Here is a 25,597-nt window from a genome sequence, read left to right on the forward strand (position 1 = left end):
AACGACCAAATCAAAAGATCGCAGCCTACGGCAGCTTGGTAGCAGCTCGTGAGGTTTTTGATCTAGCTTGTGATCTGGCTTGTGATCTTGATGTTAAAGGCCCCATTAAACCCTGCTGGCCGAGCGCAGGTTTTGCGTAGTGGGTAACCCGGCAGGACGCCGGGTTAGCCGCGACACGGCCAGGGATGGCCGATCGCGGCGGGCCCACGGAGCAAGGCCTGTGGCGAGGGTATGCCGAGCCACAGCGAGGCACCGAGGGGTTGGGGCAAGAGCGTTTTGGTTACTTTGCCGCTTTTGCAAAGTGACACGCCGTAAGGGCGTAACGCAAAGTGGCCGTTATACATCGAATGGATATGTACGTATTAATTCAGCCGTGGTCCCACCGTACATATCCCTCACCTACACAACAGCCCCCCCTCAATACCCGCGTTCGAAATCCACTTCCCCACGTATCGGCTCACCCGCCTGATAGGCCCGCAAGTTGTCGATAAACAGTTGCACCATCATCGGCGGTGACGTCGGAGCAGAGCTGTGGCCGGTCAGAAGCAAACCCCAGGCGGTCCAGAACGGGTGTTTGGCCGGCAATGGCTCCTGCCGGCAGACGTCAATGATGGCCCCTGCCAGGTGCCCCAGACGCAGCGCTTCAACCAGATCGGCATCCACCACCGCAACACCCCGCCCGGCATTGATGAAGACGGCGTTGGGGTTGAACAGGGCAAACAGTTTGGCATCGTACAGGTCGTGGGTTTGCGGGGTGTTGGGCAACAGGTTGATCACGTAGTCCATCTGTGTGACCAGACGCGGCAAATCACTCAAGGTCCCAACTTCGGTAAACGGGGCCTGTTCCCGAGCACTGCTGGCAATGGCGTACAGCTCAACCCCGAACGGTTGCAGAAACTGCGCCACGGTCTGGCCGATGTCACCTGCCCCGACGATCAATACCTTGCGCCCCACCAGGCTCTGGCCCGTGCGGTTGTCCCATTTGCGCTCGACCTGGCTGACCAGGCGCGCCATGACTTCGCGCTCGTGACCGAGCATGTAGGTCAACACGTATTCAGCCATGACCTGGCCAAAAATACCCACCGCGCGGCTCAGCCGATAGTCACGCCCCAACCCGTCGGCCAGTAATGGTGTGATACCAGCCCAGGTCGATTGCAGCCACTGAGGCTTATGCCCTTGGCGCAACAAGGTGGCCATGAGGTCCGGCTGCCCAAGCCATACCGGGCAATCCGCCGCCAACTTGGCCAGTTGCGCCGAGTCGCCGCTGGTGTGCACTTGCAGTTCAGGGGCTGCCTGTTGCAAAAGTCGGGCGTACAGCGAGTAATCTTGCTCGGCAATCAGGACGCGCATGCTTCTAACCTTATTAACACCACTGCCAGCAGCCAGCGCCCAGGCTTGTCCCTGGGGTTGGGCCACCGTCAATCAAATTGAGTCTGTTGTGAACCTGCGCCCGACATCGGGCACCAGGCGTTGCACTTAAACCGGGTCGTTACGACGCAGCAGTTCTTCGGGCAAATGCTCGATGTACTCGTCTTCGGCAGGCGGCATTTGCAGGTGAAAGCCCTGATTCTCAAGGTTTTCCAGGACTTTGCTGATGTCTTCCCGCGCCAGCTTGCGCTCGGGGGTCAGCACCAGGTCAAAGGCGTGCTGTGGCTTGCCGAAGCCGGCCAGCAGGGTTTCAGGCACGCGCTCCAGGGCTTCGGCCTTCAGCACATAAAGGTACATTTCGTTGCGTTTTGGGCTGCGGTAGATCGAGCAAATATGTTTCAAGACGGTTCTCCAGCATCAGCCAGGCAATCCAGCAGCGCCTGGCCCATCAATTCACGGCGCCAGCCGCGCAGTGAATCGGGCAAATGATAAGGCCCCTCGGGGTAGCCGCTTTTGAGCAAGGCTTCGAGGGTTTTCTTGCGCAGCATCAGTTCCGGCGCAATATTCAGGCGCTCGGCCTCGGCCTGGCCAATAGCGCGCAAGCGCTTGACCAATGCAGCCGCTTCAACCGGCAACGGCTCTGGCACAGCGGGCGGCCATTGGTCCGGGCCCAGGCTGCTGGCACGCTTGATCAGCTCCAGCAAAAACTCGCCATCCTGACGCACGGTGCGCGGGTGCATGTCTTCAATGCGCGCCAACGTCACCAGGTTGTCCGGCTGGGTTTTAGCCAATGGCCACAGTGCATGCTCACGCACCACACGGTTGCGCGGCAGGTCGCGGGCGCGGGCCTCAAGCTCACGCCAGGCACACACCTCACGCAAGACCGCAAGTTGCTGACGAGAGAGTTTCCAGGCCAGCTTGGCTTCGCGGTAAACCTCGTACGGATCAACCTCACGGCGCAAATTGGTCACCAGTTCGGCGCCGTCCTCCAGCACCCAGCTGTACTTTTCATCCGACAGGCGCGGACGCAACTGCACATACACCTCAGCCAAGTGCTTGGCGTCTTCGGCGGCGTAGCTGATCTGGGTTTCGGACAATGGGCGTTGCAGCCAATCAGAACGGGTCTCGCCTTTGGGCAGGTCAAGGTCGAGCACCTCTTTGACCAGCTTCGAATAGCCCATTGAGAAACCCAGCCCCAGATAGGCAGCAGCCAACTGGGTGTCAAACAACGGTGCAGGCAGGCTGCCCGTCAGGCGCAAGAGCACTTCCAGGTCTTCACTGCACGCGTGCAGCACTTTGACCACGGCGGGGTTTTCCAGCAGCGCAGCCAACGGTTGCCAGTTGTCGATGGTCAAGGGGTCAATCAGATAAGCCCGCTCTGCGTCACCTATCTGGATAAGCCCGGCAATCGGGTAAAAGGTGTCGACCCGCATAAATTCGGTGTCGAGGGCGATGAATGGCAAATGCTGCCATTCGGCACAATGTTGGCCGAGGCTATCGTTGTCGCAAATCCAGTGAATATCGATGGCCACACGGCTCTCCCTTGAAGAATGGCGCGCAGTATATATCGCCGCCGTGGCATTCAGAGCATTGACTCACCGTCTTGTCGACGAAAAAGCCTACAAGTTAAAAGCCGATGACCTTCACTACTGCGCCATTTTTTATTGATAGATTTTCCAACAACCGTGGCCTAGCGCGTGACAGCCACTAAAATGGCGGCTGTTTTTTCTCGTCCACGGTGGCGTCATTACGAAATATGACGTGACAAGGTTATAAGTGACTCCAGCCAACACATCGGGATTTTCTCCATGCACGCTCTCCGAAAACGATCAGTACTGGCGGCCTCTGCTCTGGCGTTGTGTACCCTTGCCCGTCTTACCTATGCCGAGCCCTTTGCCCCGGACATTGAAGATAACGTGCAAAAAGCCGCCAAAAAGGTGATGGAGCAATACGCCATTCCGGGTTTGGCGATTGCCATCAGTGACAACGGCAAACAACAGTTCTACACCTTCGGCCTGGCGTCCAAAGCCACCGACGCCCGGGTTACGCCCGACACCCTGTTTGAGGTCGGTTCCATCAGCAAACTGTTTACCGCCACGCTGGCGTCCTACGCTCAGGTCGAGGGCAAGCTGTCTTTCACAGATCCGGTCGGCCACTTCCTGCCGGCACTTCAAGGCAGTGCGTTTGGCAAAGTGACGCTCTTGCATCTGGCCACCCACACGGCCGGCGGCTTTCCCTTGCAAGTTCCCGACAGCGTGCACAACGAGCAGCAACTGTTGAGCTATCTCCAGGCCTGGAAGCCAAGCTACCCTGCGGGCACCCACAGAACCTATGCCAACCCCAGCATTGGCATGCTCGGCGTGATTGCTGCCAAAAGCCTGAAACTGCCCTTTGTGGCGGCCATGCAGAACACGCTGTACCCGGCACTGGGTTTGAGCAGCACCTACCTGAGCGTACCGCCAGACAAAATGCCGCTGTATGCCCAAGGCTATGACAAACAAGACCAGCCGATCAGGCTGACCCAAGACGTGCTCGCCGACGAAGCCTACGGCATGCGGACAAGTGCCCGCGACCTGATTCATTTTGCGCAGTTGAATCTGCAGGCGGAACGCGCCAACACGGTGATTGATCGCGCGCTGCTGAACACCCACACCGGCTACTTCCAAGTCGGGCCCATGACCCAGGACCTGATCTGGGAGCAGTATGCGCAGCCGGTTACCCTGGCACACCTGCTCGAAGGCAACTCGAACGCAATGGCCTATGAAACCCAAAAAGCCGTTGCTCAGAATCCGCCGCAGCCGCCCCGCAAGGCGGTATGGTTAAACAAAACCGGGTCGACCTCCGGCTTTGGCGGCTATATCGCGTTACTCCCCGATAAAAAGCAGGCCGTAGTGATTCTGGCCAACAAGAATTACCCCAACAGCGCCCGTGTAGAACTGGCCTACGCGATATTCAATGCGTTGAAGCAGGTCGGCTCACAATAAGGCCAGAGCCTCTAAGCCTCTTTGCGCACCACATAAATGCTGCCCTGGGCAAAGCCGGGCAGCACATCGTAGTGTTTGAGAATGCTGAAACCCGCGAGGGCGAACTGGGTTTGCAGCTCATGTTTGCTGATCACCACACACGGGCCGTCAAGCTGGCGGGTGGATCGACCAACATTCACCGACAAAATCAAAGTGTCACGGCTCACACGATAAAACTCACGCAAGATCGCCAGCCGATGCTCGCTGTCACCGACGTGATGGAACAGTTGCATACAAAAGATGCTGTCCACGGCGTTTTCGGACAGATCAATGGAAAACACCGAGCTTTTAAACAGCGTGATGCGCTTCAGCAGGCTGTCAGGGTGATGGGTTTTTGCGTGGTCAAGCATGTCTTGCGATGTATCAGCTGCCAGGATGACCCGATTGCCATGTTCGGCCAGCACCGGCCAAAAGCGCCCGACGCCACAGGCCACATCGAAGACCAGACCCGGTTCACCCGCTACCTTGAGCGCCCGGCGGACCAGCCGCTGCTCGCGCCATCCAGCCAGACGCCGGACAAGCCCTTGCGGCCGAACGGCATGGCAAACTTGCGCATGCTCGCGGTCGAAACGCTCGGCGAACTCAAGCTCAATGGTGGACGGTAGCTGCGATGACATGGGCCCGCTAACTCTTGTGTTTAGGGATATTCGACACAAAGGTTAAGGGGCAGCCAGTGAAAAAATTGTTAGCAAAGTATGAAAAGCCGCGTGATTAAACACGCATTCTGTAGGAGCGAGCTTGCCTCGCGATCTTTTAAACGATCAAAAGATCGCGAGGCAAGCGCCTACAGATTTATCAGCAACGCTGCTTACGCCTGCTGCAAATACCAGCGCCAGTCCTGTTCACCCACCTCGCCCATAAACTGGCGGTACTCGCCGTTTTTAACGGCCAGATAGACCTTCAGGAACTCCGGGCCAAACGCCTCTTTGGCCCACTCCGACGCTTGCAGCGCGCGCAAGGTCGTCAGCCAGTCGGTCGGCAGCAATTCAGTGGCCTGGGCATAACCGTTGCCCTCAATGGGGGCTCCCGGATCGATCTGCTCACGGATGCCACGATGAATGCCCGCCAGAATGGCCGCAGCCGCCAGATACGGGTTGGCATCAGCGCCACAGATCCGGTGTTCGATGTGCCGCGAATACGCCGGTCCGCCCGGGACACGCAAACTCACGGTGCGGTTGTCGACACCCCAAGTCGCGGCCAGCGGCGCATAGCTGTTGCTCTGGAAACGCCGGTACGAGTTGGCATTCGGGCAAAACATCAGCAACGAATCGAGCAAGGTGCTGAGCATACCGCCAACCGCCTGCTTGAGCAGCGGCGTCCCGGCCGGGGCTTCGCTGGCGAACAAGTTGTTGCCCTCCTTGTCTGCCAGGCTGACGTGCATGTGCAGCCCGGTGCCGGCCAGGTCATCAAACGGCTTGGCCATAAAACACGCGACCATCCCATGCTTGTGCGCCACGCCTTTGACCAAGCGCTTGTAACGTACGGCCTCATCCATGGCTTGCAAGGCATCGGCACGGTGTTCGAGGGTGATTTCGACCTGCCCCGGTGCGTACTCGGAAATCGCCGTGCGCGCCGGAATCCCTTGCAGTTTGCAGGCGCTGTACAAGTCGGCGAGGAAAGGTTCGATTTGCTCCAGCTCACGCAACCCATACACCTGGGTTGCACGGGGCCGCTGGCCGTCGGCATCACGCGCCGGTTGCGGGCGCCCGTTGCTGTCACGCTGCTGATCAAGCAGGTAGAACTCCATCTCGGCCGCCATTACCGGGTAGTAACCGTCAGCCTTAAGAGCATCAATAACCTTGGCCAGCAGATGCCGTGGGTCGGCTACCGTGGCCGGCATGCCTTGGGTCGGATGCATGCTGACTTGCACAGCGGCGGTGGGGATCAGGCGCCACGGCATACGCTGCAAACTGCCGCTGATCGGGTAGGCCCGGCAGTCAATATCACCCACATCCCACACCAGCCCGGTGTTCTCGACATCATCACCGTTAATGCTCAGGCCCAGAATCGTGCTCGGCAGCGGTCGCCCGCCTTCATACACCGCCAGCAGCTCATCCCGGTGCAGCAACTTGCCGCGCGGCACGCCATTGTTGTCGATGATAAACAGCTCGAACATCTCGATATCCGGGTTCAGTTCCAGAAAATCGAGGGCTTCATTCTGCGGGGCAAACGGGGTCGTAGCAGTCATGGTCATGCTCATCATTTCGTATCAGACAGGCGCACGGGCGCGCCGAGGCAACTGCGGCTTTTATAAGGCGGCAGGCAGTCAGGACTTAATGCGAAATACGAGTATCCGGCGGGCGGGCATGCCGGCAGTGGAACAGGGCCCAAAAGGCTAATTTGGAAGGGAGTGCACAACGGCTGGAGGGGCAAGGGGCAAAGTCACGGGATCGAACGCCACGCAATATCGGTGTCTGCGACACACTGCGTCGTTCAAGCGCTCCTCGCATACAACCCATACCTTCGACCTTGGTCAACACTGAACCCGTAGCCTCACACGAGTGCGTGACTCGATGCAACACAGAGTTTCAAATATTCAGTTACGGTTTGACTAAACATTAAGGCTCCAGCCGCGAACCAGACCGTTGGCCGCGCGCGGGCAAATGAACAGATTTTCATCGAACGTTTTAAAAACCGGCAAGGTCGGATGCAGTGTCTATCCTGCTTGGGCGAAGGCAGCTCCCGCAAAGCCGCCAGCCAAGCCATCTATTTCCTGACTTTGTGAGGCGTCTCCCGTGTCCAGAACAGTAGCCGATTTCATCACCGAGACTTTTCAGCAAGCTGGCGTCAAGCGTGTATATGGCGTGGTCGGCGATTCCTTGAATGGCTTCACCGACTCGCTGCGCCGCCAGGAGCAGATCAAGTGGATTCACATGCGCAACGAAGAAGCTGCGGCCTTTGCTGCGGGTGCTGAAGCGCATTTGACCGGCGAACTGGCCGTGTGCGCCGGCAGTTGCGGCCCTGGCAACCTGCATTTGATCAACGGCCTGTTCGACGCCCATCGCAGCGGTGTGCCGGTGCTGGCGCTGGCCGCGCACATTCCAGGCAGCGAAATCGGCATTGACTACTTTCAGGCCACGCACCCCGAGAGCCTGTTCAAGGAATGCAGCCACTACGTCGAACTGGTCTCGCGCCCCGAACAACTGCCGCAAATTCTAGAGCGCGCCATGCGCATCGCCATCGCCAAGCGCGGCGTGGCGGTAGTGGTGATTCCGGGTGATGTGGCGCTGCAAGAAACCGAGGCCAAGGTGCCGAACTGGCTCACCCCGACCCAGCCGCTGGTTCGCCCCAGCGACAGCGATATCGATGAGTTGGCTGCGTTTCTCAATGACGGTAAAAAAGTCACCCTGCTGTGCGGCGCCGGTTGCGTAGACGCCCACACCGAGATCCTCGCCCTGGCCGAACGCCTTAACGCACCGATTGTCCATGCATTGCGTGGCAAGGAGCACGTCGAGTACGACAACCCCTATGACGTCGGCATGACCGGCCTGATCGGTTTCGCCTCAGGTTATCTGGCGATGAAAAACTGCGACACGCTGCTGATGCTCGGCACCAACTTCCCGTATCGACAGTTCTATCCGGAACACGGCCACATTGCGCAAATCGACTTACGCTCAGAAGCGCTGGGCAACCGCTGCGGCCTTGAGCTGGGGCTGCTCGGCGACGTGAAACTGACCTTGCAGGCCGTGCTGCCCAAACTGGCACAAAACCCGGATCGCGATCACCTTGAGTCAGCACTCAAGGACTACAAAAAAGCCCGTGCAGACCTCGACGCCCTGGCTGAAAGTGGCCCGGACAGCGACATCATCCATCCGCAATACCTCAACCGCCTGGTGAGCGAGCTGGCCGCTGAAGACGCGATCTTCACCTGCGACGTCGGCACCCCGACCGCATGGGCCGCCCGCTACCTGAAAATGAACGGCCAGCGCCGTCTGGTCGGCTCGTTCAACCACGGCTCGATGGCCAACGCCATGTTGCAAGCCATCGGCGCCCAGGCGACCTTCCCTTACCGCCAGGTGATTTCGATGTCGGGCGACGGCGGTTTCACCATGATGATGGGCGACTTCCTGACCCTGAAACAGGTGGGCCTGCCGGTCAAAGTCATCGTGCTGAACAACGGCACCCTGGGCTTTGTCGAGATGGAAATGAAGGCGGCCGGTTTCCCGGATGTTGGCTGCGACCTGAACAACCCCAACTTTGCCGCGATGGCCGAAGCGATGGGTGTCAAAGGGATTCGCGTCGAACACCCGTCCCAACTGGAAGCCGCGTTGCGCGAAGCCTTCAGCCATGACGGCCCGGTGCTGGTCGACGTAGTCAGCGCCCGCCAGGAACTGGTGATGCCACCAACCAAAACCTTCGAACAAGCCAAAGGCTTCAGCCTGTTCATGCTTAAAACCGTGATGGATGGCCGCGCCAAGGAGTTGATTGATCTGGCCAATGTCAATCTGTTGCGTTAAACAAAACAGCAGCGGCGCCGAAGGCGCCGCTGCTGTGGCGGGCTTAAAAAATACTCCGGTATATCGCTTCCACCTCCTGCTCGTTCATGTCGCACGGGTTGCTGTCGATCAAGCGACGAATGCCTATGACCACCTCGCTGGCCATGACTGCCAGTGACGGCTCATCCACCTTCAACTCAGATAAACGCAACGCCAGACCACTGTCCTTGACCAGACTTTCGATGGCCTGGACAAAGGCTTCTGCGGCGCTGGCTTCGTCGGCAAAATGCTCGCCCGGTAACAGATACGCCGCCAGTTCGGCGTACTGGCGTTGGGCTGTGCGCAGGTTAAAGCGGATGACCGGGGCCATGACCAAAGCGTTGGCGTGGCCGTGGGGGATGTGAAACCGAGCGCCCAGCGGATACGCCAGGGCGTGAATCGCCGCCACCGAGGCATTGACGAACGCCATGCCCGCCATCAGCGAACCTTGCAGCATCGCGGTGCGCGCCTGCAGGTTTTTGCCATCAACCAATACCGTGCGCAGGTTGGTGCCCAGCAAGGTCAGCGCTGCCGTGGCCAAGCCATCGGAAATCGGGTTTTTGCGGGTCCGGCTGGTGTAGGCCTCAATCGCATGCACCATGGCATCCAGCCCCGTAGCCGCCGTCACATTTGGCGGCAGGCCCAAGGTCAGCATCGGGTCGAGAATGGCCACGTCCGGCAACAGTTGCGGCGAGTAGACCGCCTGTTTTTTATTCTGCGCATCGGTGATCACCGACACCCACGTCACCTCCGAACCGGTGCCCGAAGTGGTCGGCATCAGCACCAGCGGCACCCGTTTGCCACGAGCTTTGTCGGTGCCGTAAAGGTTTTCCAGCCGTTGCTCGCTGTTGGTCAGCAGAGCGACCAATTTGGCGGCGTCCAGTGAACTGCCACCGCCCAGGCCCAACACGCCATCGGCCTGGAACGCCTTGGCCTGGCTGGCGGCTTGCTCGACCACCGCTGAAGACGGGTCAGGAGTGACCTGATCAAACACGGCCACGGCGCAACCGGACGCTTGGAGTACGGCTTGAGCACGCCCGGCAAAGCCGAGGCTGACAATCCCCGGATCACACACCAGCAACACCCGCTGTGCCCCCAGGCTGCGAAATACATAGCCAAGTTCTTGCAGTGCCCCGGCTTCGCAAATGATGCGCGGCACGCTTCTGAATTCATGGTTCATCGCTGACTCCTGTTAACTGATGAATACACCGCCTCGCGATCTTTTGGTCGTTTAAAAGATCGCGAGGCAAGCTCGCTCCGACAGGGCCCGGCGTTTACAACACCGAGGTGTAGAGGGCGTGGATGTCGTCGCGGTCAAGCGGGCGAGGGTTGTTGATCAGCAGGCGTTCTATTTTCAAGGCGTCATCGGTTAATTGATCAATGTCTGCGTCGGTGACCCCCACCTCGCTCAGGCGCTGGGCAAACGGCATGCGCGCCACCAGCCGGGTCATAAAGTCGATAAAGCCATCGCACGCCTCGCGGGGGCTGGCGAAGCGCTGCCCCGGCAACACGGCCGAGGCCAATTGTGCGTACAAGGCTTCGGCGGCCGGGCGGTTGAAGTTCAACACCGGCACCAGCACCAAGGCATTGCTCAAACCGTGGGGCACATGAAAATGCCCGCCCAGCGGATACGCCAGCGCATGCACCGCAGCCACCGGCGCGTTGGCAAAAGCCATGCCTGCCAGCATCGAACCCAGCAGCATGTTTGAACGCGCCTGCAAATCGCCGGGCTCGGCCAGCACGCGGTCCATGTTGGCCGCCAGCAAGGTCAATGCCTGCACCGCCAGGCCATCCGATAGCACGTTCTTTTTGTGCGCGCTGGTGTAGGACTCGATGGCATGCACCATGGCATCTACACCGGTCATGGCGCTGACAGCGGCGGGCAGGCCCACCGTCAACCGCGCATCGAGCAACGCGATGTCGGGGTACAGCAGCGGGCTGACCACGCCCTTTTTCTCATGGCTCGGGGTGGTGACAATGGCCACCGCCGTGACTTCCGAGCCGGTGCCTGCGGTGGTCGGCACCTGGATCAACGGCAGGCGCGGGCCTTTGGCCAGGCCGATGCCGTAGATGTCCTCCAGCCGTTGCTCATGACCGCAGAGCAAAGCCACCAGCTTGGCGATGTCCAACGAACTGCCGCCGCCCAGGCCAATGACCGCCTGCGCACGGCATTCGCGCGCCACTGCCACGGCGTCTTCGACGCACGCCACCGGCGGGTCGGCCTGCACGTCGCTGTACAGCGTGACCTGCAGGCCGCTGTCGCGCATGGCATTGATCGGCCCGTCTAGCAGGCCCGCACGCAGCAGGCCGGGGTCGCTGACCAGCAACACTCGCTCGGCACTCAGTTCTCGGCACAAGGCGCCCAGGCGCAGCGCACCGTCGATTTCGCAGATCACCCGTGGCGTGGTTTCAAAGGTAAATTTTGTCATGGCGGTCCCTACCCTGCGGTCACGCTGCCGCGCTCAATGCGAAAGAGCGCATCGACCAGGTCAGCGGAATGAGTGTCATCGGATTCAGAAATCAGTACGCACAAGCCTTCACGGCCGAGCTTGGCGATCACTTCGCTCAGGCGCCGGGACAACACCGGCGCCACCCCTTCAAATGGCTCGTCGAGCAACAGCAGCTTGTGTCCCGGCATCAACGCACGCGCCAGCGCCACCAGCTTTTGTTGCCCGCCGGACAATTGCATGGCCTTGCGCTCGCGAAACTGGGCGATCTCCGGGATCAGGCTGTAGACCCATTCCAGACGGCGCTGGCTGTCGGGCAATTTATTGGCCCAGACCGGCAGCAAGATGTTCTCTTCGACAGTCAGCGCCGGGATCAATCGGCGGTCTTCGGGCAGGTAGCTGATACCTGCTGCGGCCCGGGTAAAGCCAGGCTGGTGACGCAGGTCTTGCCCGGTAAAACTGATCGACCCCGAGTCAGCATCGAGCAGGCCCATGATGGCGCGGATCAACGTGGTTTTACCGGCGCCGTTATGGCCGATCAAACCGACCATTTGCCCGGCCCCCACGTGCAACGACACGTCGTGCAAAATCGGCACACCTTCGATCGAGACATGCAGGTTGCGAATATCCAGACTCATTGCGCTGCCCTCTTGTGAGCGTTTGGCCCGCCGGTGACAAACTCTTGAACGCGGGGATTGGCCAGCACCGCTTCAGGTGCTCCGTCGGCCAACACTTCACCGCTGTAGAACGCGAGGATTCGCGACACGTAGCGGCGCACCACATCCATGTCATGTTCCACAAACAGCACCGTGACCTGATGCTGTGCAACCACGCGCATCACGGTGTCCATGAGGGCGGTTTTCTCTTCAGCACTGACGCCGCTGGTGGGCTCATCGAGCAACAGCATTTGCGGGTCACCGATCAACGCCATGGCAATGTCGATCAGCTTGCGCACGCCTTGCGGCACGGCCGTGACCAACGTGTCGCGCCAGCGGCTGATATCGAACTCGGCGAGGATCGCATCGGCCTGGGCGATGCGTGACGCGTTACGCATCGGCGCCAGCAGTGACGGGAACGGACTTTGCGCGGCTGACACGGCAATCAGCAGGTTGTCCAGCACGCTCAATTGCGGGAACAACTGCGCAACCTGGAACGAACGCGCCATGCCCGCCCGGGTGATGGCCCTGGGCGTGCGACCAAGGATCGACTGACCGTTGAAGAGGATCTCGCCACGGCTGGGTTTCAAGTAGCCGGTAACCATGTTGATAAATGTGGTTTTACCGGCGCCGTTGGAACCAATCACCCCGACCACTTCGCCTTTGAGGATGCGCACGTTGACGTCTTTGGCGGCCGTTACGGCGCCAAACTCCTTGCACAGCCCTTGCGTCTCAAGAATGCAGTTCATGCCTTGGCCCTCCGCGCTTGCCCGGTGAACAGGCTCCATAAGCCTTTAGGCAGGAACACAATGATCGCCAACAGGGTGAAACCCAGAATCATCTGCCAACTGTGCGGCACCAGCTCGATGGCGTAAGTGCGCACCACGGCAAACACAATGGCGGCAATAAACGGCGCGGCAACGTGGGCGGTACCGCCCAGCAAGGCGATGAACACAAACTCGCCGGAGGTAATCCAATAGGCCATTTCCGGGTCGATATGCCCGGCCGACAACGCCATGAAACCACCACCCAACGCCGACACGGCAGCGGCCGCAACGTAGTTCATGTACAGCACCCAACGCGGTGACTGGCCCAGGTATTCGACGCGTACTTCGTTTTCACGGATGGCCTCGCACATCATCCCTGCGCTGCTGCGGCTGTAGCGGTGCAACAACACCGCCAGCAACCCCGAGCAGGCGACGATGATGACAAACAGCGCCAACGGCGCCTGCCCGGCAGCGGGTGTCCAGCCGAACAGGGTCCAGGCCTTGACGTTGAAGCCGTCGGTGCTGCCCAGCGCCGAGCTTTTGACCAGCACGCCGTACAAAATCATCGAGAACGCCAGCGACAGCATGGCGAAGAAAATCTCCCGGTAGCGGGTCATCAACAGCCCAAGCAGCATGGCCAGCAACACCGCCGCCCCCACCCCGATCACCAGCAGCAAGGCCAGGTCGGTGATGTCCAGGAAGTGCCCGCACATGCCCACCGCATAACCGCCGATGCAGAAGAACAAGCCTTGGCCAAAGGTCACCAGCCCGGCGCGCATTTGCATGACAACGCCCTGCACCACCATGGCCTTGGCCAAGGCCATGGTCAGCAAAAACACCAGCCATTGCGGGGCGATTACGCCGCCTGCGGCCAGCAGCACGGCAACGCCGAGCAGAATCAATTCGGTTTTACTCAGGCGCATTTAGATTTTCCTCGCCAGTACACGGCCGAACAGCCCTTGAGGACGCACCGCCAACACCAGCGCCATCACCCCGTAGATCACAAAAAGCTCGAACTCCGGCGCGTAATGCACGGCAGCGGCGCGGCTCAAGCCCACCAGCAAGGCGCCCACTGCGGCACCTTCGATGCTGCCCATGCCGCCGATTACCACCACGGCAAACGCCAGCACGATGACTTCAACGCCCATGCCCGGCACCACCGAGATCGCCGGTGCGGTCAAGGCACCCGCCAGCGTGCCGAGCATGGTGCCCAGCACAAACACCAGGGTGAACATGCGCCGCACGTTGACGCCCATGGCCATGGCCACTTCGCGGTCGTGGATCACGGCGCGCAGCACCTTGCCCTGATGCGTACGCTCCAGCCATAACCACAGGCCCAGCCCCAGCACCAGCGAAACGCCCACCAGCATCAGGTCGTAGTTCGACACCTTGAGACCGGCCAGGGCACTGCGGCCCATTTCGGCATAGGGCTGGTAGGCGAAGTACGGGTTTACCCCCCAGATCATCTTCATGGCGTCTTCGAGGATCAGCAGCAGCGCGTAGGTGATGATCACCATCAGCACTTCATCGCGGCCGTACATAAAGCGCAGCAAGCCACGCTCGATGATCAGCCCGACGATCAGGCCAGCGACCAGCGCACAGCCGAGCATCAGCAGATACCCGGCCCAGACCGGGCCAACCCCGTTATTGAAATACCAGCCCACCAGTGACGCCGCGGTGTAGGCGCCTATGGCATAAAAGCTGCCATGGGCCATGTTCAGGATGCGCATCACCCCGTAGATCACCGTGAGCCCGGCTGCGACCAGAAACAGCCACGAGGCATAAATGGTGCCGTCAATCAGCACCGCGAAAAGACTCATCATTGAGGTCCTACCTTGGCAAGAAGGTGGCAATACCTGTAGGAGCGAGTTTGTCTCGCGATCTTTTGATCGTTAAAAGATTGCGAGGCAAGCTCGCTCCTACAGTAGCCGTTAACGGATCAGTTGCACTGCGCGCCAGGGAAGCCGGCCTTGATCCAGTCCAGCGCGGTGGTGCCGTCCGGTGGCGTTACGCACTCGCCCGAGAAGGCGATGACGTTTTGCACGCCGCCTTTTTTGGTTGCCGGGTCGTACTGGTACTCGCCGTAGGCAATCCCTTGCATGGCCTGATGACCATCAGCGCGGGCCATTTGCACGGTGCCCGACACCGACTCGAAGGTTGCGCCTTTGAACGCCTGGGCCATTTGCAGCGGGGTCGGGATCTTGCCCGGTTCAACGTTGGCGTTTTCCGCTGCGTGCTTGAGGCCGAGAATGGCTTGGGCCATTTTGCTTGCCGGGTACGTCGGCGCAGTTTTGTAGGCGGCCTGGTACTGACCTTTGAACCAGCCGTTGAGGTCGTTATCCGGGGCAAAGGCGCCGAATGGGCCACGGCCACCAATGATCATGCCGTTGGGTGCCTGGTCCTTGTAGCGGTCGATGGCCGACTCACCGCAGGTCAGTACCGCCGTGGCATCTTCGAGCAAGCCGCGGGCGTTGGCTTGCAGTACCAGGGCTTCCATGTCGCCGCCCCAGAAGCTTGAGTGGATGATGTCCGGGCGCTTGACCGAGATTGCCGAAATTTCGGCGCCGTACTGGCCCTGGAACACTTTGGGCATTTGCGATTCCACCACTTTGGCCTTGGGCATCAGTTGCTCCATGGAATGAGTGAAGTCGTTCCAACTGTCCTGGCCCCAAGCGTAGTTTTGCTGGATACCGGCGACTTTCTGTGCGTCCGGGCGCACCTTGGCCAGGTAACGGGCGGCGCCAATGTTGTCCACCGCCGCATCAAGGCTGGTGCGGAACACGTACTGCGGGGTTTTGTCTTCTTTGAACAACTGCGAGGTGCCGCAGTCGTAGAACACCGTCATGGCGCCCAGTTCTTCGGCCACCGGCGCAATGGCCAGGCAGTCACCGGAGGAGATATAGCCCACCACCGCATCGACCTTTTGACGCTGCACCAGGTTGCGGAACTCCTCGACCTGCTTGGCCGCCCCGCCCGCCTCGTCAATCACCACCATTTCAATCTCGGCACCGTTGATGCCGACCTTGTCGTAGGGCGCAGGGAGTTGGCTTTTGTTCAGACCTTCGACCAATACTTTTGCGGCATTGGCTGAAGGCTCACCAAACGGGCCGGCAGCCGGGCCCGAAAGGAAGGTCACGACGCCGATACGGAACTTGCCGTTTTCCGCGGCCTGTACTCCGGCGCTCAATGACAGGGCCAGCCCGGCAGCAGTGATGGCAAACGCCAGTGGGTGTTTCAACATGCTTTTCTTGGAATTATTCATGCTTGATTCTCGCTGGAGGGACGAGCCGCTAAGGCTCGGCAACGGGTTTACGTGCGGCCAGACGCCGCTTCAAAGTGGCGCTGTCGAGCTGTAGCTCTTGCGCCGAATACACCGACCAATCACCCAGCATCAGTTGGGCAGGCAGGTAATCGGTATTGCTGACCGGCGTGCCAACGGCTTGGCTCTGCTGGATTTGATGGGTCACCGGGTCGATACGCGAAAAGCTGCCCGGCGGGTCTTCCGGCAGGGCAATCTCCAACCCTTCGAGTGCGCGGATCAGCGCCTGGGTGTCGGTCACCCCGCCGGTCTGCTCAAAAGCTTTGGCCATCACCATCACGCCGCTGTAGGCGCCTTGGGCCGCGTAAGTTGGATAGCGCCCGCTCAACTGGTGAAAGCGTTCGACAAACGAGCGGTTACGCGCCGTGTCTGGCCAATTGTTGTGATGGCGTGCCGAGAGGATCAGGCCGGTGGGTGCCTTGTTGCCCAGCGACACCAGAAAGTCGTAGTTGGCTCCGGTATCAAAGTTCGCCAGCCGCGAGGTTTCCAGCAAGCGGCTGCCGGCGGCCTGTTTGACGAAAGCATGAAAATCGCCGCCCCAGATGGCCGACACGATGATGTCCGGTTTGGCCTGTTCCAACGCGGTGATGTAGGGCGAGTAATCCGGCTCATACAAACGCGGCCACAGCTCAATGACGTCATCGAACTTCACGCCCAACTGATTCAGGGCTTCGTGCAAGTCATCGCGGGACACATGGCCATACTCGTAATCGGGGCCAATAAAAGCCAGGCGCTTCCAGCCGGTTTTTTTCTGCAAGGCTTGCAGGTAACGCGCACCTGCCGCCATGGAAGTCCAGGTGTCATTGGTCACGCGAAAATAGTAGGGGTGGCCGTTTTCCAGGGTCATGCGCGAGGAGGCGTGATCGGTACCGATCATCAAGACTTTTTCTTGCCGGGCCAGTTGGCTGACGGCCAGCGCCACCCCGGACGAGACCATGCCGCACAGCACCTGTACGCCGTCCTTGTGGATAAAGCTCTTGGCCAGGCTGACCCCGTAGGACGCCTTGGACTGGTCGTCATCGACAATCACCCGCAAGCGCGGCACAGGTTCGCCGGCCACGCGCCGGGCCTGCAATTCGTTGAGGGCGACCTGGATGCCGATGATGCTGTCGTGACCGTAAATGGCCGCACGCTCGGTCATCGGGTACAGACAGCCCATGGTCAGGTCGGCGTCTGCGGCCGGCACGCCCAGCTCCAGCCGTCCGACATTGGCGCTGGACAAGGGGCTGACAAGCAGAGTGCTCAGGGCCAGGAGGCCATAAGCCCATTGACGCATCGTGGACATACATTCCTTTGGGCGTTGCAAACGCCTCTTGTTGGAGTCTGGAAAGGGACAGAGCAAGGGCTGTGCCAAGGTGAATAACGAGTAGGAGCGAGCTTGCCTCGCGATCTTTTAAAGGGTCAAAAGATCGCTAGGCAAGCTCGCTCCTACAGGATTTGCGGGGGTGTTGAGCGGTTTGCGCTCAACCTGCGCGCGGGTGTGAGCGCTTAGCGCTCAATACCCAGCCGTTGCAGGCGGCGTTTTAGCGCATGCCGGGAGATACCCAGCAATTGCGCGGCCAGGCCTTTGTGGCCCGCCGAGCGGTTGAGTGCATCGGTCACCAGCTCGCGCTCGGCACGTTCGAGCTGATCGCCCAGCACGTGGGTAGGTTGCACCTCTTGCCCTTGCAAGGGCATGGGCAGCATCGCTGCGCTGATGCCCTGCCCTGGCGACAGAATGGTCAGGCGCTCCACCAGGTTTTTCAGTTCGCGTACGTTGCCGGGCCAGCGATGGCGACGCAGCGCCGCCATGCAGTCCGGCAAGAACTGGATCGGGCTGACCCCCTCTTCAAGCGCCTGGCGCTGGGCAAAATGCTGGGCCAGCAACAGCACGTCTTCACCCCGCTCACGCAAGGCCGGGATCTCGACGGTGATCACGTTCAAACGGTAAAACAGGTCTTCACGAAACCGCCCCAGCCGCACATCGTCGGCCAGGTCCCGGTTGGTCGCCGCCACCACGCGCACGTCGGCACTGCTGGCCTGGTTGGCGCCTACGGCGCGGTAGTTGCCGTTTTCCAGAAAGTGCAACAGCTTGGCTTGCAGGCTCAGGGGCAACTCGCCGATTTCGTCGAGAAACAACGTGCCGCCGTTGGCCTGGCTGACCAGCCCGGCGCGCTTTTGATGAGCGCCGGTGTAGGCGCCCTTCTCGGAGCCGAACAGCTCGGCCTCGATCAACTGCTCGGGCAAGGCGGCGCAGTTGACTTCGATAAAGGCACTGGCAGCTCGTGAGCTGTACGTGTGCAACGCCTGAGCAACCAGGGTCTTACCGGTCCCGGACTCGCCCAATAACAGAATCCGCGTGGCCGAACTGCGGGCGATCCGTTGCACCGCCGCATGCAGCGCAGTCATTGCCACGCTTTGTCCTTGCAGCCCCGCGACCGGCTCCACCGGGGTATCCAGTGCCAGGGTGCTGCTGATGGTGGCGAGCAGGTCATCCAGCTCAAAAGGTTTGGTCAGGTAGTCGGTGGCACCGCCCTTGACCGCCTGTACTGCAGCCCGGGTGTCACCGTGGGCCGAAATCATGATCACCGGCAGGTGCGGGCTGCGCTGGCGCAAGCCGTCCAGCGTGGTCATGCCGTCAATGCCCGGCAAGCCCAGGTCCAGCAACACGATGTCGATGTCATCCAGGGGCTGTTGCAACGCAGCCTCGCCACTGTTGGCGGTGCTGATACGCATGCCCTCCCCGCGCAAGGCATAGCTGAGCGAACGCACCAGCGCTTCTTCATCGTCGACAATTAACACGTGAACATCGGACATCTGTGACTCACTTTGTCTTATTCATATTGAACGCCAGCCGCTGACAGAACCCACCGGCGGCTAGAGAAACCGAGTGACAGCCGGGAAATCCAGGGTCACTTGGGTGCCCTCACCCACGCGACTGACAATCTGCATCCATGCGCCGTTGGCTTCCAGCAGTTGTTGGCTGATGCTCAGCCCAAGGCCCGTCCCCTGAGGTTTAAGGGTGAAAAAGGGCTGGCGAATCTGCTCCAGATGCTCAGGCGAAATACCGCAGCCCTGATCAATGATCAGCACCCGCCCCCGCCCTTGCCCGGTCTCGGCACACAGGCGCACCACGCCGCCCTCCGGGCTGGCCTGTGCGGCATTCAGGCAGAGGTTGAGCAACACCTGCCGGGCCTGGTCCGGGTCGACCACAATGCGCAAATCCCCTGCCGATTCGCACACCAGTTGCTGGCTGCGTGCTTGCAGTTGCGGCGCCACTATCGCCGCGGTGTGCTCGAACAAATTCGCGACCGACACCACGCCCGGCTTGGGTGGATGCGGGCGACCGTACTCCAGCAAATCATTCGTGACCCGGGACAGACGGTCGATTTCTTTGACCAAATCGCTCAGCAAATGCCGCCGCTCGGGTTCTTGCTCGCGGCGCAGCAAGGCCTGCACTGTTGTTTTCATCGTAGCCAGCGGGTTGCGCACTTCATGGGCCACGCCGGTGGCGAAGGTGCCCAGTACGGCGAGGTTTTCGCTACGCACAGTCTGGTCCATGACCTGCGCCAGACGCTCGGCCATGACGTTAAAAGCGCGGGCCACATGGCTGATTTCATCGTCTTTGGGCTGTAGTGCAAGGCGATAGCTCAAGTCGCCCATGGACAGTTGGTGGGCGCCCTGCAACAAGGTGCTGACCCGCGCACGCAGTTGCCGCGACAGGGTAAAAAACACAATGAGGATAAAGGCGATAAACCCTGCGGCTACCCAGTACAGCCACCAGCGCGCATCGTTCAGGGGCTTGAGGATGGCCCCCGGTTCGACACTAAAGACCAGTTGCCAGCCGGGCAAAATCATCGGCCCTTCGTGCCATTGCCCCGGCGCCTTGACCGGGCGCCCGGTGGGGTCGATGAACGCACCACCGGGCACCCGTAACAGCGGCGCCACCACACCGCCCATGCCCGCGCTGACCAGCAATTCGCTCAGCGAGGCAAGACGCAAGTGCAAGGCAATGCGTACCTTCTGGTTGGTGCGCCCGATGCGGATGCTCTTGCGGATCAAAAAGCTGCCCGAACCGCCCGCCTTGGGCAACAACGGGCCGATCACCTCCACATCACCGACCCATTGCACAGGCAAACCGCTGATGGACCAATGTTCATGGCCCCAGTACGGCTCACCCGAGGCCGACTGACCCGGCAGCACTTTGATCAGGCGGTCCTGTTCATCAAAAAACAGCACGCCATACATGAAGGGCAGATCCCCTTCCAGCTTGAGCAGGGAATCGACGTCGCTGATCAGTCGCGATTGATCGACGATGAATTCAGGCATGTTGGGGTGATTGGACAAGGCCGAGAGCTGGTAGAAGCGGTCATCGAGAAAGGATGACAGGCGGTTGGCCGTCGACAACGCTTGCGCATCCAGCCGTTCGCCGGTCAGGCGATTGAGCAGGTCCTTGGCCAATTGCTCGTAGAAAATCGCCAGGGTGATCAGCGCCACACTCATGACCACAACGGACAGCAAGGTGTAGCGCGCCACCAGACTTCGGTGCGGCCGCGCAAGCCACTGCAATAACACATGGAAGGGAGAGTCGGGATTCATGGTGTTCTTGATTGTTTTTGTAATGGCCCCAGCATAGGGATCGACCCTTGGGCCTGTCCATGACTGCGTGTTGCAGTTTTCGTCGCGCTTCGCCTAATATACGTTTCACTTACATTCCATATATATTCCATATCGAGTCATTTAATGGGCATTGTAAAAATCTCAGACGCCATGCACGAAAACCTGCGCATCGCCAGCAACGCACTCAGTCGCTCGATCAACGCGCAAGCGGAGCACTGGATGCGTATCGGCATGTTGACGGAGCTGTACCCGGACCTTGATCACAACCAGATCAGTCGCTTGTTGATTCGCGCCGAGCTGGAGGGCGGCCTGGACTTGAAGCAGCTGTGCCAGTTGGCTGACTCGGCCCAGGCCGCTGCAGTGGCCCGTCAATGAGAGCGCATGTGGTCATCAACACACCGCAACAAATCGCACAATCCAAGGCCGCGGGCATGCTGGCGGCCGACGTGCTGGCGATGATCACCCCGCACGTCAAGGCAGGGGTGACCACCGATCAGCTCGACAAGATCTGCCATGACTACATCGTCAATGTGCAAAAGGCCATTCCTGGCAATGTCGGCTACCACGGTTTCCCGAAAACCGTGTGCACGTCAGTCAATGAGGTGGTCTGCCACGGCATTCCGTCGGGCCGTGTGCTGCACGATGGTGACATCGTCAACATCGACATCGCCGTGGTGAAGGACGGCTGGTACGGCGACACCAGCCGCATGTACTACGTGGGCGAACCCAGCCCGCAAGCCCGGCATCTGGTCGAGACAACCTATGAAGCCATGTGCGCCGGTATTCGTCAGGTCCGCCCCGGTGCAACCCTGGGCGACATTGGCCACGCGATCCAGACAGTGGCCGAGAAAGAAGGCTTTAGCGTGGTGCGCGAGTACTGCGGCCATGGCATTGGCAAGGTCTACCATGACGAACCGCAAATTTTGCACTACGGTTATCCGGGCCACGGCTTGAAGCTCAAGGCCGGGATGATCTTCACCGTCGAACCGATGCTCAATGCGGGCAAGCGGCATGTCAAAACCCTCGCTGACCAGTGGACCGTGGTCACCAAGGATCTGTCGCTCTCTGCCCAGTGGGAACACATGGTCGCGGTGACGGATAACGGTTTTGAAGTGCTCAGTCCGTGGCCCGATAGGGTCACAGGGTTTGCACCTATAACATGAGCTACAAAAACAATGGCGCCTTTTGCAAGCCACTTGGCGCCTTATTGCTAGTGTGTATGCGCGACCAGTCGACCATTATTTGTCCAAGGCGCTGAGGCATGTGTTTCAGCGGTTTCAAACGAAGAGGTGTTCGAATGTCCAAGATCTGGTTTATCACTGGCAGTTCCCGTGGCCTCGGTCGCTCCATTACCGTGGCCGCCCTGCGTGCCGGAGACCGCGTTGTAGCCACTGCCCGCAAGCCGCAGCAACTGGATGATCTGGTGGCTGAGTTTGGCGATGCGATCTATCCGCTGGCACTGGACGTCACCAACAGCGAGCAGGTGGAGCAAGCGGTTGAGGCCGCCGTCAAACATTTCGGCCGCCTGGATGTGGTGGTCAACAACGCCGGTTATGGTGACCTGGCGGCGGTCGAAGATGTGACCCTGGAAGACTTCCGGGCGCAAATCGACACCAACTTCTATGGCGTGGTGTATGTGAGCAAGGCCGTCGTGCCGGTGCTGCGTCGCCAGGGCAGCGGCCATATCTTCCAGGTCTCGTCGCTGGGCGGTCGCATCGGCATGGCCGGCCTGGGCGCTTACCAGAGTGCGAAGTGGGCCGTCGGTGGATTCTCCACGGTGCTGGCGCAGGAAGTCACACCACTGGGCATCAAGGTGACCGTGCTGGAGCCGGGCGGCATGCAGACCGACTGGGCAGGCCCGTCGATGACCATCCCGCCGATCAGCGAGCCTTACAAACAATCGGTCGGCGCTCTGGCCGAGTTGCTCAACTCCCCGGGCATCTTGCCGACCCGCCCTGCCCGTGTGGCGGAAATTGTCCTGGAACTGGCCCTGAAAGACGACGCTCCCCTGCGCCTGCTGATCGGCAGCGATGCCGTGCAGTACGCCGCCAAGGCCGCGCAAGACCTGGCCGAGTCGGACAAGAAGTGGCACGACCTCAGCGTGTCGGCTTCTAACTGAGCCATCCCTGATTGATCTGAAATAAAGGAGCCCCCATGTCTGACGCAAGCCGCCCCATCGCCTCACGTTTCAATGTGCCGGATGCCTTTTGGCAAGGCTTGAAACTGATAGGCCTGGAGCCAGCAGTGGTGTTGCGTCAGGCACGGCTCCCCGTCACATTGTGTATTCCTGAACTGCGTGATCGCCGCCAGGTGAGCACTCAAGAATTCTTTCGCCTGTGGCAGGCCATGCAGGACCTCAACCCTGACCCGGCCGCCGCAGTGCAGATGGTAAGCCGGCTGGATTTCGCCACCCTGCCGCCGTCCAGCTTTGCCGCCTTTATCGCCCGTGATTACCGGGACGGCCTGCACCGGCTGGCGCGCTTCAAACAACTGTGCACCCCGGAACGCCTGTTGGTTAAAGAGGATGGCCAGACTTGCACCGTCACCATTGACTGGCTGCACACCCCCGAGCTGCCGCCCAACCTGTTGGTCGACGCGGCTTTTGCCACCTTCGTGGTGTTGGGACGCCAGGGAGCCCGCGCGCACATTACGCCGCGCAAGGTCGAATTGGCCCGCCCGGACGATGGCAGCAGCGCACTGAGCGAGTTTTTCGGCTGCCCGGTGGGTTATGGCGCCGAACGCGACGCCTTGCTACTGGATGTAGCGGATCTGGATCGCCCGTTTCCAGGCCATAACCCGGAGCTGCTGGACATGCTCAATCCGGCTCTGAACGCCGCTCTGGCTGAAGCCACGGCCTCGGCCAGCATCAGCCTGCAAGTCAAGGCCGCGCTCAAGCGCATCCTCGCCAGTGGTCGCCCGGAACTGGTCGATGTGGCACGGGAACTGGGCATGAGCGAGCGCACCTTGCAGCGGCGGATCACCGAAGACGGCACCAGTTTTCGGCAACTGACGCTTGAGACCCGCCAGGAGGTGGTACGCCATCTGCTCAGCGAGCCTTCGATCGAAATCGAAGAAATTGCCTGCCTGCTCGGCTACGAAGACACCAATTCGTTTTATCGGGCGTTTCGCTCATGGGAAGGTACGACGCCAGCACGATGGCGCGCCCTGCAAGCCCCACAGCCCATGTCGCCTTTAACCCATTAACACTCACGGTCAACTGTCATGAAAATAATCATTTTTGGTGCCTCCGGCATGGTCGGCCAAGGGGTATTGCGCGAGGCGCTGGCGGCTGAGGATGTGACTCATATCCTCAGTATCGGCCGTTCCGACAGCGAAGTGACCCACCCCAAGCTGCGCACTCTGGTGCATGCCGACCTGCTCGACTACTCGGCCATTGAAGACCTGCTGACGGGGTTTGACGCCTGCTTTTTCTGCCTCGGCGCCTCGGCGGTGGGCATGGATGAGGCCGGGTATTCGCGCATCAACCATGACATCCCGCTGGCGGCGGGTCAGGTGCTCTCGCGCCTCAATTCGCAACTGACCTATACCTATGTTTCGGGGGCGGGCACCGGCAGCCAGTCGGCCATGTGGGCTCGGGTTAAACGGCGCACCGAAACTGACCTGCTCGAGTTGCCGTTCAAGGCCGCCTACATGTTTCGCCCAGGGGTTATCCAGCCTCTGCACGGTGCACGCTCGAAGACGCCGATGTACAACGCGTTCTATGTGCTGACCGGGCCATTGCTGTCGATTGCTCGCAAACTGCTGCCCAAGTACGTGCTATCGACCGAAGAAATCGGCCTGGCAATGCTCGAAGTGGTCCGCCATGGCGCGCCGAAAACCATCCTCGAAACAGCGGATATCCGGGCACTGGTAAAGCGCTGAATCAATCACATGTGTGTCTGTGTCGGTGCGAGCTTGCCTCGCGATCGGTTAAAAGATCGCGAGGCAAGCTCGCTGATACAGTTGATTAGGCCGGTGGGTTAGACCTTCCACTCGTTGATATCGAAATCACGGCGGATCAGGCGTTGTTCGAGCAAGAACTGCTTGGAACCACTCAACAATTCAAGGCCGACCGGGGACAGAGGCTCCAGCTGAAATTCATTCCCGGTATAGGTCGCTTCAATCGCCGCCTGGGAGTACTTGGACGCCTGGGCGTGGAAACTGAAATAAGCCGGCCAGTCGGCCGTGATCTGCGCTACCGACTCGCGCCGTGCGGCCAGCCAGGCATCGGTGAAGCCTGGCACCTGCTTCAACAACTTCTGACTGGCAACGGTCACTGTGCACCCGCGAAGGTGCGGATGATCCGTGGCCTGATCGATCAACGGGTAGCCATTGCTCAACAGCGTTGGCCCCAGCTCGCTCTGCGCCGCGTAGGCGGCAATGTCGCCGCGAGCCAGCGCGGCCTCTGAGTCCCGCGCCGCCAGCGCAACGATTTTGGTGTCTTTGAGAATGCCCGCCTCGTGCAAGGTACCGATCAGGTAGCGGTGCATGTATGACCCCAGCGGGACAGCGACCACTTTGCCTTTGAGTTCAGCAACAGAGCCCACTCCGCCCTTGGGAGTGACCAGCCATGCGTTCATCCCGACTGCATCGATACTGAGCAAGCGACTGGCCTGGCTCATGGCGTAGCACACCATGGCTGGGGTATCGCCGTAGGTGCCGACATCGATAGCACCGGAGAGCAAGGCTTCATTGAGTTCCGGGCCATTGACGAACACGTAGGTGCTGATGTCATCGAAGCCCAGCGTCTGCAGATGCTGTTGCGTTATGCCCTGATGCAGCGCCCAGCCGGACGGTCCGGTAGGCACCGTGGTAGAACCGACGTAGCCCAGGCGCAGGGTGCGCTTCGCGTCGTTGGCGGCCAGTAGGCGCCCTGGCAACGCGAGCATGGCGGCAGCACCAAGCCCGGCCCCAAGAAACTGCCGACGATTGAATCCGTTCAT

23 protein-coding genes are annotated in these 25,597 nt (G+C 60.3%); 7 read left to right on the forward strand and 16 right to left on the reverse strand.

The window, feature by feature from the left end:
• Positions 1-417 precede the first annotated feature (417 nt).
• The 3 genes from NTD86_RS12830 to rnd form a co-directional block, all read right to left on the reverse strand.
• On the reverse strand, positions 418-1,350 hold the full coding sequence (locus NTD86_RS12830; protein ID WP_262202746.1) for a D-2-hydroxyacid dehydrogenase: 933 nt from the start codon (positions 1,348-1,350) through the stop codon (positions 418-420).
• Positions 1,351-1,476: 126 nt separating this feature from the next.
• Entirely contained in the window at positions 1,477-1,770 is a 294-nt protein-coding gene (locus NTD86_RS12835; RefSeq protein ID WP_262202748.1) for a YcgL domain-containing protein, read from the reverse strand.
• The gene (rnd, locus tag NTD86_RS12840) at positions 1,767-2,900 is read right to left on the reverse strand and encodes a ribonuclease D (RefSeq protein ID WP_262202750.1); all 1,134 of its coding nucleotides are present in this window, start codon (positions 2,898-2,900) and stop codon (positions 1,767-1,769) included. The genes NTD86_RS12835 and rnd overlap by 4 nt, the downstream gene beginning before the upstream one ends.
• Positions 2,901-3,176: 276 nt before the next feature.
• Here rnd and ampC point away from each other — a divergent pair, with 276 nt between their 5' ends.
• Positions 3,177-4,352: a class C beta-lactamase gene (ampC, locus tag NTD86_RS12845; protein ID WP_262202752.1), complete on the forward strand. Its 1,176-nt coding sequence runs from the start codon at positions 3,177-3,179 to the stop codon at positions 4,350-4,352.
• 11 nt (positions 4,353-4,363) lie between these two features.
• Here the strand turns inward: ampC and NTD86_RS12850 are convergent, their stop codons facing one another.
• Together NTD86_RS12850 and NTD86_RS12855 are read right to left on the reverse strand one after the other, a co-directional pair.
• Positions 4,364-5,008, reverse strand: coding sequence for a class I SAM-dependent methyltransferase (locus NTD86_RS12850; RefSeq protein WP_262202754.1), 645 nt, complete (start codon positions 5,006-5,008; stop codon positions 4,364-4,366).
• Between the two features lie 191 nt (positions 5,009-5,199).
• A complete protein-coding gene (locus NTD86_RS12855; protein WP_262202755.1) occupies positions 5,200-6,579 on the reverse strand; it encodes a glutamine synthetase family protein in 1,380 nt (459 codons plus the stop codon).
• 547 nt (positions 6,580-7,126) lie between these two features.
• Here NTD86_RS12855 and poxB point away from each other — a divergent pair.
• On the forward strand, positions 7,127-8,848 hold the full coding sequence (poxB, locus tag NTD86_RS12860) for a ubiquinone-dependent pyruvate dehydrogenase (protein ID WP_262202756.1): 1,722 nt from the start codon (positions 7,127-7,129) through the stop codon (positions 8,846-8,848).
• Positions 8,849-8,891: 43 nt separating this feature from the next.
• Here poxB and NTD86_RS12865 read toward each other — a convergent pair whose 3' ends face one another.
• The 10 genes from NTD86_RS12865 to NTD86_RS12910 form a co-directional block, all read right to left on the reverse strand.
• Complete coding sequence (locus tag NTD86_RS12865) at positions 8,892-10,046, reverse strand: iron-containing alcohol dehydrogenase (RefSeq protein ID WP_262202758.1); 1,155 nt, start codon at positions 10,044-10,046, stop codon at positions 8,892-8,894.
• A gap of 94 nt (positions 10,047-10,140) precedes the next feature.
• On the reverse strand, positions 10,141-11,295 hold the full coding sequence (locus NTD86_RS12870; RefSeq protein WP_262202760.1) for an iron-containing alcohol dehydrogenase: 1,155 nt from the start codon (positions 11,293-11,295) through the stop codon (positions 10,141-10,143).
• A gap of 8 nt (positions 11,296-11,303) precedes the next feature.
• Positions 11,304-11,951, reverse strand: a complete 648-nt coding sequence (locus NTD86_RS12875) for an ATP-binding cassette domain-containing protein (RefSeq protein ID WP_262202762.1) — start codon at positions 11,949-11,951, stop codon at positions 11,304-11,306.
• Positions 11,948-12,718 carry an ABC transporter ATP-binding protein gene (locus tag NTD86_RS12880; RefSeq protein ID WP_262202764.1) on the reverse strand — a complete coding sequence of 257 codons (771 nt, stop codon included), beginning with the start codon at positions 12,716-12,718 and terminating at the stop codon, positions 11,948-11,950. Before NTD86_RS12880 ends, NTD86_RS12875 begins: the two co-directional genes overlap by 4 nt.
• Positions 12,715-13,659 carry a branched-chain amino acid ABC transporter permease gene (locus tag NTD86_RS12885; RefSeq protein WP_262202766.1) on the reverse strand — a complete coding sequence of 315 codons (945 nt, stop codon included), beginning with the start codon at positions 13,657-13,659 and terminating at the stop codon, positions 12,715-12,717. The genes NTD86_RS12880 and NTD86_RS12885 overlap by 4 nt, the downstream gene beginning before the upstream one ends.
• Positions 13,660-14,559, reverse strand: coding sequence for a branched-chain amino acid ABC transporter permease (locus NTD86_RS12890; protein ID WP_262202768.1), 900 nt, complete (start codon positions 14,557-14,559; stop codon positions 13,660-13,662).
• 116 nt (positions 14,560-14,675) lie between these two features.
• Positions 14,676-15,998, reverse strand: coding sequence for an ABC transporter substrate-binding protein (locus NTD86_RS12895; protein WP_262202770.1), 1,323 nt, complete (start codon positions 15,996-15,998; stop codon positions 14,676-14,678).
• A 28-nt stretch (positions 15,999-16,026) separates the two neighbouring features.
• The gene (locus NTD86_RS12900; RefSeq protein WP_262202771.1) at positions 16,027-17,340 is read right to left on the reverse strand and encodes an ABC transporter substrate-binding protein; all 1,314 of its coding nucleotides are present in this window, start codon (positions 17,338-17,340) and stop codon (positions 16,027-16,029) included.
• A gap of 203 nt (positions 17,341-17,543) precedes the next feature.
• Positions 17,544-18,851 carry a sigma-54-dependent transcriptional regulator gene (locus tag NTD86_RS12905; protein WP_262202774.1) on the reverse strand — a complete coding sequence of 436 codons (1,308 nt, stop codon included), beginning with the start codon at positions 18,849-18,851 and terminating at the stop codon, positions 17,544-17,546.
• Between the two features lie 60 nt (positions 18,852-18,911).
• On the reverse strand, positions 18,912-20,633 hold the full coding sequence (locus NTD86_RS12910; protein ID WP_262202776.1) for a sensor histidine kinase: 1,722 nt from the start codon (positions 20,631-20,633) through the stop codon (positions 18,912-18,914).
• A gap of 144 nt (positions 20,634-20,777) precedes the next feature.
• Here NTD86_RS12910 and NTD86_RS12915 point away from each other — a divergent pair, with 144 nt between their 5' ends.
• The 5 genes from NTD86_RS12915 to NTD86_RS12935 all read left to right on the forward strand — a co-directional run bounded on the left by NTD86_RS12915 (position 20,778) and on the right by NTD86_RS12935 (position 24,536).
• Complete coding sequence (locus tag NTD86_RS12915; RefSeq protein WP_262202778.1) at positions 20,778-21,029, forward strand: ParD-like family protein; 252 nt, start codon at positions 20,778-20,780, stop codon at positions 21,027-21,029.
• Positions 21,026-21,817: a type I methionyl aminopeptidase gene (gene map / locus NTD86_RS12920; RefSeq protein ID WP_262202780.1), complete on the forward strand. Its 792-nt coding sequence runs from the start codon at positions 21,026-21,028 to the stop codon at positions 21,815-21,817. Before NTD86_RS12915 ends, map begins: the two co-directional genes overlap by 4 nt.
• A gap of 134 nt (positions 21,818-21,951) precedes the next feature.
• Complete coding sequence (locus NTD86_RS12925; protein ID WP_262202781.1) at positions 21,952-22,773, forward strand: SDR family NAD(P)-dependent oxidoreductase; 822 nt, start codon at positions 21,952-21,954, stop codon at positions 22,771-22,773.
• A 35-nt stretch (positions 22,774-22,808) separates the two neighbouring features.
• Positions 22,809-23,858, forward strand: a complete 1,050-nt coding sequence (locus NTD86_RS12930) for an AraC family transcriptional regulator (RefSeq protein ID WP_262202783.1) — start codon at positions 22,809-22,811, stop codon at positions 23,856-23,858.
• 18 nt (positions 23,859-23,876) lie between these two features.
• The gene (locus NTD86_RS12935; protein ID WP_262202785.1) at positions 23,877-24,536 is read left to right on the forward strand and encodes an NAD(P)H-binding protein; all 660 of its coding nucleotides are present in this window, start codon (positions 23,877-23,879) and stop codon (positions 24,534-24,536) included.
• Between the two features lie 98 nt (positions 24,537-24,634).
• On the opposite strand, the gene NTD86_RS12940 is transcribed toward NTD86_RS12935, so the two are convergent.
• The gene (locus tag NTD86_RS12940; RefSeq protein ID WP_262202786.1) at positions 24,635-25,597 is read right to left on the reverse strand and encodes an ABC transporter substrate-binding protein; all 963 of its coding nucleotides are present in this window, start codon (positions 25,595-25,597) and stop codon (positions 24,635-24,637) included.

This window comes from Pseudomonas sp. 7P_10.2_Bac1 (genome assembly GCF_025465935.1).
GTDB lineage: Bacteria > Pseudomonadota > Gammaproteobacteria > Pseudomonadales > Pseudomonadaceae > Aquipseudomonas.